The 8,479-nt window shown below is 68.1% G+C and carries 7 protein-coding genes and 2 pseudogenes; 1 reads left to right on the top strand and 8 read right to left on the bottom strand.

What is annotated here, in order from left to right; genetic code table 11:
- Positions 1 to 317: pseudogene (locus ABZV38_RS18135) on the bottom strand (IS982 family transposase); the annotation flags it as partial.
- Positions 318 to 419: 102 nt separating this feature from the next.
- Here ABZV38_RS18135 and ABZV38_RS18130 point away from each other — a divergent pair.
- Positions 420 to 668, top strand: coding sequence for a hypothetical protein (locus ABZV38_RS18130; RefSeq protein ID WP_356328102.1), 249 nt, complete (start codon positions 420 to 422; stop codon positions 666 to 668).
- 183 nt (positions 669 to 851) lie between these two features.
- On the opposite strand, the pseudogene ABZV38_RS18125 reads toward ABZV38_RS18130, so the two are convergent.
- The 7 genes and pseudogenes from ABZV38_RS18125 to ABZV38_RS18095 all read right to left on the bottom strand — a co-directional run.
- Positions 852 to 992: pseudogene (locus ABZV38_RS18125) on the bottom strand (IS1380 family transposase); the annotation flags it as partial.
- A 710-nt stretch (positions 993 to 1,702) separates the two neighbouring features.
- Positions 1,703 to 2,539, bottom strand: coding sequence for a shikimate dehydrogenase (locus ABZV38_RS18120; protein WP_356328101.1), 837 nt, complete (start codon positions 2,537 to 2,539; stop codon positions 1,703 to 1,705).
- Positions 2,526 to 4,316 (bottom strand): endolytic transglycosylase MltG, encoded by a 1,791-nt coding sequence (gene mltG, locus ABZV38_RS18115; RefSeq protein ID WP_356328099.1) that lies wholly within the window; start codon positions 4,314 to 4,316, stop codon positions 2,526 to 2,528. The genes ABZV38_RS18120 and mltG overlap by 14 nt, the downstream gene beginning before the upstream one ends.
- 95 nt (positions 4,317 to 4,411) lie before the next feature.
- The gene (gene ruvX / locus ABZV38_RS18110) at positions 4,412 to 4,897 is read right to left on the bottom strand and encodes a Holliday junction resolvase RuvX (RefSeq protein ID WP_356328097.1); all 486 of its coding nucleotides are present in this window, start codon (positions 4,895 to 4,897) and stop codon (positions 4,412 to 4,414) included.
- Positions 4,894 to 7,563 carry an alanine--tRNA ligase gene (gene alaS / locus ABZV38_RS18105; protein WP_356328095.1) on the bottom strand — a complete coding sequence of 890 codons (2,670 nt, stop codon included), beginning with the start codon at positions 7,561 to 7,563 and terminating at the stop codon, positions 4,894 to 4,896. Before alaS ends, ruvX begins: the two co-directional genes overlap by 4 nt.
- Complete coding sequence (locus tag ABZV38_RS18100; protein ID WP_356328093.1) at positions 7,563 to 7,931, bottom strand: DUF6167 family protein; 369 nt, start codon at positions 7,929 to 7,931, stop codon at positions 7,563 to 7,565. Before ABZV38_RS18100 ends, alaS begins: the two co-directional genes overlap by 1 nt.
- A gap of 7 nt (positions 7,932 to 7,938) precedes the next feature.
- Entirely contained in the window at positions 7,939 to 8,388 is a 450-nt protein-coding gene (locus ABZV38_RS18095; protein ID WP_356328107.1) for a DUF948 domain-containing protein, read from the bottom strand.
- Positions 8,389 to 8,479 lie beyond the last annotated feature (91 nt).

The raw sequence follows: 8,479 nt of genomic DNA, 5'->3' as shown, positions 1-8,479 counted from the left end.
GAAGTGTCCCGGGCAAGGATCCGGATCATGCTGGTGAGCAGGGATGATGCGGCACGTAGCCGCTTGCCGTAGCCGGACTGCTGGGGCACATAAGGAAACAGGCCGCGGAAGTCACGGTCGACGCGGCGCAGCCAGCGCCGCTCGGAGGTGTAGCCGAGCAGCGCTGACATCACGGCGAGCGTCAGCAGTTCCGCGTCACTGAGCGTGGGCGTGATCCCGGCCTTCGGACGCCAGGGGGCCAGCCATGGCGAAGCCTTCAACTCGTCGTCGATCCGGGCATAGAGTGCTGTTGCGAGGGTGTTCACGTCGTCCGTCACACATCGACACTGGACGCCCTCGTGCCATGTCCGCAGGCCATCCCTTGGACTCATTCATCTAGTCGCGCCAATTTGCGAATAAGTTGGCTTCATGGCGACGGCGTGGTCAACGACTTCGATGATTTTGAAGTCCTCTCAAGGCTCGAGCAAAACGACTCCGCCGTGGAGACAACTACCTGTTTCCTTACCGGAGCGATCAACCAAAATTACAGCGGCTACTACGCCTGCACCACCAAATACGCGAGTGGCACCAATAAGTACACAGCGGATGGCAAAGTGGTCTACGACATCAACAACGACGGCTTGGGCATGCTTGCTCCGTGGGAGCTTACAGGGTCCCCCAAGTACTAATTCAGCCTCGATCGTTCACGAAAGGTCCGTCAGCAAGCTGACGGACCTTTCGTGGTGTGACTGGTCGTGGTTTTCGGGATCCGGGCAGGCAGACGGCCGGCTGTCGCGTCGCGTACGCTCCGGAGTCCACGGTTCCGGTGGCGTTGACCATGCTCATCGGGACGGTTGAGTCCGCTGGTCATCTCATCCGGGGTGCGGCAGGGTCTGGAGCCGATCTAGCACGTCGGTGATCACATCGACCCAGGGCCAGGTGCGGGCGAGCCTGAGCCGACGAGGCCGACCGGTGGTGACCAGTCGGCCGACGGCAGAGAACAGCCGGATGCGGCAGAGCCTTCACGGCCACCTGGTGAAAGTGGTGCAGGAGCGAGGCGTCAGCACATTCCCGGGGTAACGGGCCAGCTGTCCTTCGTGGTGTTCTGCCGCATCTTGCCGGATACGAACGCACGCCGGCCGGGCGGCCCGCCTTCGGGCGCCGGACCCGTACCTCGGTGCCGTCCAGGCGCAGCTCAACACCCTTCGCGGTGGCGTAGGCGAAGACATCGGCCAGCGCGTGCAGACGCAGTCCCGCCTCGCCGGGGACCGCGAAGCCCCACGCCGCCAGGAGCCGACGGATCTCATGGACGCCCGCGTGACGGTGGAGGGGTCCACGCCGTAGAAGACGGCGAGGGTGGCGTGCGGAACTGGAACCGCAGGATCACTAGGGGTCGCGATCACCCGGTCGGTGAAGACCAGTTGATGGCTGGGTCCGCCGGCCTCGGCGCGCAGACGCTCATGGCCTCGGCGATGAGCGCCCCGAGTCGACGCCTCGAGATGCCCGTGCAGATACCACTCGAGAGAGCCGTACAGGCCAAGGATCGCTTCCCAACCATCCCAACCCGTACGGCTTTCCTCACGTTCCCGACCAGCCGAAACCGCTGTCGTACACAACGCCGTTAAAGTTCTCTGCCCTGCCAGACGCCTGCGTTACCCCTGCACCATCGAACGGCCCCCTGGTTTTGATCGGATCCTAGAGGCCTGCTCCCGGCGGCCCACTGTCACCGCTCCGAGAGCGCCTGCTCGCCCGCTCTGCGCATGACGTCGAGCGGCGCGGGCCTGCGCCCCGTCACCTGCTCGACCTGGAGGACAGCCTGGTGCACCAGAAGATCCAGACCTCCGACGACTGCGCCGCCCCTGGCCGACCAGGCTGCGGCGAGTCCGGTCGGCCAGGGCTCGTACAGCACATCGAACAGCGTGCCGGGAGCCGCCGGCACCGCACCGGTGAGCGCGTCCGTGGTGCCGGCCGGCGTGGTGGCGATCACCAGGGGTGCGCGCAGCGCCTGCTCCGCGTCCGCCCAGTCGGCGATCCGTACGTCGACCCCGAGACGCTCGCCCCAGCCGCGCATCTCGTCACCGCGCTCGCGGCTGCGTACGTATGCCGTGACCAGACCCGTGCAGATCTCCGACAGCGCGGCGAGCGCGGAGGACGCGGTGGCTCCGGCGCCGAGGACGGCGGCCGAGTCGGCCTTCTCGACGCCGCGCTCACGCAGCGCGGCGATCATGCCGGGGATGTCGGTGTTGTCACCGACGCGACGGCCGTCCTCGGTGAAGACCACGGTGTTGACGGCCTCGACGGAGGACGCGGTCACGCTGACCGAGTCCAGCAGCGGGATGATCGCGCGCTTCAGCGGCATCGTCAGCGACAGCCCGGCCCAGGAGGCGTCGAGTCCCTCGATGAAGCCGGGGAGCGCGGCCTCGTCGATCTCGAAGCGGTCGTACGACCATCCGGTGAGGCCGAGCTCGGCGTACGCGGCCCGGTGCAGGACCGGGGAGAGGGAGTGGGCGATGGGCGAGCCGAGGACGGCTGCCCGGTGGCGCCCGTCAGTCGATGGCATCGAACTTTTTCTTGAGCTTCAGGAACTCGCCGTACGTCTTGGCGAACTCGGTCTTGTGCTGCCCATCGGTGGCGACGAAGTAGAGCCAGCCGTTCTTCGTCGGACTCAGCGCGGCGGCCAGTGCGTCACTGCCCGGGTTGCTGATGGGGCCGGGGGTGAGGCCCTTGCGCGTGTAGGTGTTGTACGGGCTCTTGTTCCCGTTGATCTCCGCCTCGCTGATCTTGATGTCGCTCTTCCCCTTGAGGTAGTTGTAGGAAGAGTCGAACTGGAGCAGCTGGTTCGTCTGGGTGTTGCTGGGCTTGAGGCGGTTGTAGACGACCTCGGCCATCTTGCGGAAGTCGCCGTGCGTCTTGCCTTCGACCTGGACGAGGCTGGCGACGGTGAGCACTTGCCAGGGGCCGTCCAGGTCGTACTTCTTGGCGGCACCTTCGAGATCGACCTTGTCGTACTCCTCGTCGGCCCGGGAGACCATCTTCTTGAGGACGTCCTCCGGCTTCATGCCCTTGGTCACCGGGTAAGCCGCCGGGTAGAGGAAGCCCTCCAGCGGGTCGATGAGATCCTTGTGCCCGTCCGCCCAGTCGGGCATTTCGAGGCTGTCGGCCTTGGACTTGGCAACGCCCTTGGTGGTTCCGGCCTTGACGCCCAGCCTGTTGTCGATCATCGCGTAGACCCTGCTGTTGCGGGTGCCCTCAGGAATGATCAGCAGATTCTGGCTCTTCGGGTCGAGCATCATCTTCACGGCCTCGGCCGCGGACATGTGCTCGTTGAGGACATAGACGCCCGCCTGGATCCACTTCCCCTTGGGGTTCTCGGCCTGCGCCGCGATGAAGGCGTCGACGCTCTTGACGACGCCCTTCTCCTTGAGAATGTTGCCGATCTCGTTGCCGGGGGCGAGCTTCGGGATCTCCACCTCGACGCTGCCGGAGCCCTGGCCCGAGTAGTCGGGTGCGGCGCCGAATTGTTTCTGCCAGTACGTGTAGCCGAAGTAGCCCGCCCCGCCGAGACCGCCGACGAGGACCAGGGAGACGACGAGGCAGGCGCAGCCGTTGCGGCTCTGCTTCTTGCCCTTGCCGCGGCGTTCGCTGCCGCCGCCCCTGCGCGACTCACGCGGGTCGTCGTCGTACTCGCCATCGTCGTCGCGGGGCCGCCGGACATCGCGGTCGTCGTCGACGCCCGTGAAGAAGGGATGCGTCTCCTCCTCGGGCTCGTCCGGGTCCCAGTCGGGGTTACGCGGTGGGACCTGTTCGGGCGCGGTCTCGCGCCGGCCCGGGGGCTGCGGCGGCGGGTATGCCTCGGGAGTGCCGTAGGAGTCGTGCGATGCGCCGTAGGCGTCCTGCCGGTTCCCGTACGCGTCCTGCGGATGGCCGTCGTACGGCGGCATAGCCGCGGGCTGCTGACCGGTGTCCCAGCCGCCGTTGTACTGCTGGTGCTGCGGGGCCTGCTGGGCGTACGGGTCATGCGGCTGCTGCGGGGCCTGCTGGGCGTACGGGTCATGCTGCTGCGCGTACGGGTCATACGGCTGCTGTGGTTGTTGCTGCTGCTGCGCATACGGGTCCTGCGCGTACGGGCCCTGCGGAGAGCCGCCGTACTGCTGGTGCTGCTGGGGGTACTGCTGCGGCTGCTGCTGGGCATAGGGGTCCTGCGGATAGGACTGCTGCGGGCTGCCGTACTGGCTCTGGCCGTGGGCAGCCTGCTGGCCATCCCATCCCTGGTCCCCGTAGAGGGGATCTTCGGGATGCCACGGTTCGGAGCCGGGGCCCCGGCCATACTCAGTCATCGATCCCCTAGAGCCGCGAGACGAACTTCCGCCTCTTTGCTGTGCGGTGTTTGTTCGAACACCGCCGCATCGCGCGGAACGTTACCGTATCGCGATCAGACAACCACTTCGACGCCCTCGCCCGGAGCTTTACCTGACGCCCGCTCCGACTCCAGAGCATTCTGGAGGATCACCACAGCGGCAGCCTGGTCGATGACAGACCGGCCCTTCTTGGACTTCACACCTGAGGCGCGCAGTCCCTGGCTCGCCGTCACTGTGGTCATCCTCTCGTCCACCAATCGCACCGGAATGGGTGCGGCCGAGCGGGCGACCTCCTGGGCGAAGAGCCGGACCTTGGCCGCGGCGGGCCCCTCACCGCCGCCCAGGGATCTGGGCAGACCGATGATGATCTCGATGGGCTCGTACTCCTCGACGATCTGTCCGAGCCGCCGGTGGGCGGCCGGGACGTCGCGTCCCGGCACGGTCTCCACCGGCGTCGCGAGGATCCCGTCGGGGTCGCACGAGGCGACCCCGATCCGGGCATCCCCGACGTCGATCGCGAGGCGACGTCCGCGGCGCATGTGCGTCACTCCCGCCGTCACGCCGTCTCGGTGACGAGGCGCTCGACAGCGGCGACGGCCTCACCGATGGCAGCGGGGTTCTGGCCACCGCCCTGGGCGACGTCCGGCTTGCCGCCGCCACCGCCACCGAGGGTCTTGGCAGCCGCACGGACCAGGTCACCGGCCTTGAGGCCACGCTCGCGGGCGGCCTCGTTGGTGGCGATGACGGTCAGCGGGCGACCGTTGGCCGTGGTGAACAAGGCCACGACGGCCGGGCGGCCGCCCTGGATGCGGCCCCGGACGTCCAGGACCAGCTTGCGCAGGTCGTCGGCGGACGTCCCGTCCGGCACCTGGCCGGTGACCAGCGCGACACCGCGTACGTCCTTGGCGGACTCGGTGAGTCCGGCGGCGGCCTGGAGGACCTTCTCCGCGCGGAACTTCTCGATCTCCTTCTCGGCGTCCTTCAGCTTGCCGAGCATGGCGGAGACCTTCTCCGGAAGCTCCTCGGGGCGGCCCTTGACCAGCTCCTGGAGCTGGGCGACGACCGTGTGCTCCCTGGCGAGGAAGTTGTACGCGTCGACGCCGACGAGGGCCTCGATACGGCGCACACCGGAGCCGATGGACGACTCGCCGAGCAGCTTCACCAGACCCAGCTGGGCGGTGTTGTGGACGTGCGTACCGCCGCACAGCTCCTTGGAGAAGTCGCCGATGGTGACGACTCGGACCCGCTCGCCGTACTTCTCGCCGAACTCGGCGATGGCGCCCTGCTTCTTGGCCTCGTCGATCGACATGACCTCGGCCTGGACGTCGAGCTCCCGGGAGAGAACCTCGTTGATCTTCTGCTCGACGTCGGTGAGGACCGTTCCGGGGACGGCGGCGGGCGAACCGAAGTCGAAGCGGAAGCGGCCCGGCGAGTTCTCCGAACCGGCCTGGGCGGCCGTCGGGCCGAGGGCGTCGCGCAGCGCCTGGTGCGTGAGGTGCGTGGCGCTGTGCGCGCGGGCGATGGCGCGGCGGCGGGTGGTGTCGATGGCGGCGTAGGCGGTGGAGCCGACCGTCACCTCGCCGACCTGGACCGTGCCCTTGTGGACGGAGACGCCCGGGACCGGCTGCTGGACGTCGCGCACCTGGATGACGGCGCCGGTGTCGAGCCGGATCCGGCCCTGGTCGGCGAGCTGGCCGCCGCCCTCGGCGTAGAACGGCGTGCGGTCGAGGACGACCTCGACCTCGTCGCCCTCGGTGGCGGCGGGCGAGGAGATCCCGTCGACGAGGAGGCCGACGACGGTCGACTCGCCCTCGGTGGAGGTGTAGCCGGTGAACTCCGTGGAGCCGGACTTGTCGGCCACCTCACGGTAGGCGGACAGGTCGGCGTGACCGGTCTTCTTGGCCTTGGCGTCGGCCTTGGCGCGGTCCCGCTGCTCCTTCATCAGGCGGCGGAAGCCGTCCTCGTCCACAGCGAGGCCCTGTTCGGCGGCCATCTCCAGGGTGAGGTCGATCGGGAAGCCCCAGGTGTCGTGGAGCAGGAACGCCTTGTCGCCGGCGAGGACCTTGCCGCCGGCGGCCTTGGTCTCGGTGACGGCGGTGTCGAGGATGTTGGTGCCGCCCTTGAGGGCCTTGAGGAAGGCGGCCTCTTCGGCGAGGGCGACAGTCTCGATGCGCTTGCGGTCGGTGATCAGCTCCGGGTACTGCCGGCCCATCGACTTGATGACCGTGTCGACGAGCTCGGCGACGACCGGGCCGGTGGCGCCGAGGAGGCGCATGTTGCGGACGGCGCGGCGCATGATGCGGCGCAGGACGTAGCCGCGGCCCTCGTTGCCGGGGGTGACACCGTCGCCGATGAGCATGACGGACGTACGCATGTGGTCGGTGACGACCCGGAGCGAGACGTCGGAGGTGTGGTTCTCGCCGTAGCGCACCCCGGTCAGCTCGGTGGCCTTGTCGATGACGGCCATCGAGGTGTCGATCTCGTACAGGTTCTGCACGTCCTGCAGGATCATCGCGAGGCGCTCGAGGCCGAGGCCGGTGTCGATGTTCTTGGACGGCAGGTCACCGAGGATCGGGAAGTCCTCCTTGCCGTCGCCGGCGCCCCGCTCGTACTGCATGAAGACCAGGTTCCAGATCTCCACGTACCGCTCGTCGTTGACGGCCGGGCCGCCCTCGACGCCGAACTCGGGGCCGCGGTCGTAGTTGATCTCGGAGCACGGGCCGCACGGGCCGGGGACGCCCATGGACCAGAAGTTGTCCTTCTTGCCCAGCCGCTGGATGCGCTCGGCCGGGACGCCGATCTTGTCGCGCCAGATCTGCTCGGCCTCGTCGTCGTCGAGGTAGACCGTGATCCACAGTCGCTCGGGGTCGAGACCGAAGCCGCCGTCCGCCACGGAGGTGGTGAGAGCCTCCCAGGCGTAACTGATGGCCCCTTCCTTGAAGTAGTCGCCGAACGAGAAGTTCCCGCACATCTGGAAGAAGGTGCCGTGCCGGGTGGTCTTGCCGACCTCTTCGATGTCCGGCGTACGCACACACTTCTGCACGCTGGTGACGCGCGGGGCGGGCGGCTTGACCTCGCCGAGGAAGTACGGCTTGAAGGGGACCATGCCCGCGGGGACCAGCAGCAGAGTCGGGTCGTCCGCGATGAGCGACGCCGAAGGCACGACGGTGTGCCCGCGCTCCTCGAAGAAGCTCAGCCAGCGGCGACGAATTTCAGCCGACTCCATCAGTGGTCCTCATTCCGGTTGTACGAGTTGTCGTTGTACGAGTTGTAGGGGAGCTTGCGGTGGGCGGTCGCGTCGGCGGCCCGGGCGGGTTCGGCCGCTTCGACCGCGACATGACGCTGTACGGGAAGCTCGGGGTCGACCGATGCCTGCAGGCCCAGCGCCTCGCCCAGTTCGGCCTCGCGCCTGACCATGCCGTCACGGACGTCGAGGGCGAAGTCCTTGAGCTTGTGACCGCTCTCGATCGCCTTGTCGGCGGCGCGCGCCGCGAGGCTCTCGGGGGTCAGCTGCTTGAGCTTCCGGTGGACCTTGGTGGTGGCCCAGACACCGGCGGCTGCGCCGGCGGTGAACCAGAACGTACGGCGGAACATCGCTGCGTCAGTCCTTCGATCCGCGGGAGTTTCTGCCGCCCCGCTTCTTGGCCCGGGCGGACGGCACCGTACGGCCGACAATCACCGTGCGACGCGGCGCGCGGCGGGCCGGCTCGGCTTCCGGGGAGGTCCGGCGGCCGATGGCCTGCCGCACTCCGTAACCGAACGCGGCGACCTTGACCAGCGGGCCGCCGAAGGTCGATGCCACGGTGGTGGAGAGCGCCGAGGCGTTGGAGGTGACCTCCTGGACGTCCGTCGCGATCGCGTCGACCTTGTCGAGTTGAGTCTGCGCCGAGCGCAGAGTCGCGGAGGCGTCGGCGAGCAGCGGAACCGCCTGCTCGGTCACTTCCGCCACGAGCTTGGTGGTCGCCCTGAGCGTCTGGGCCAGCCTCACCAGGACGACGGCGAGGAACGAGACCAGGATCGCCCAGAAGACGGCCACCAGGATCCCGGCCACCTCTCCACCGGACACGTTGCACCGCTCTCTGGCTTGTCGAATCGTCGTCTCCCGACCCTATCGCGCCGGGGAGCGCGCCCCCTACCGCATT

The organism is Streptomyces sp. NPDC005181 (assembly GCF_040608395.1).
GTDB lineage: Bacteria > Actinomycetota > Actinomycetes > Streptomycetales > Streptomycetaceae > Streptomyces.
Note: the sequence above shows the minus strand (reverse complement) of the source record. Positions and strands in the feature narration are given on the sequence as shown.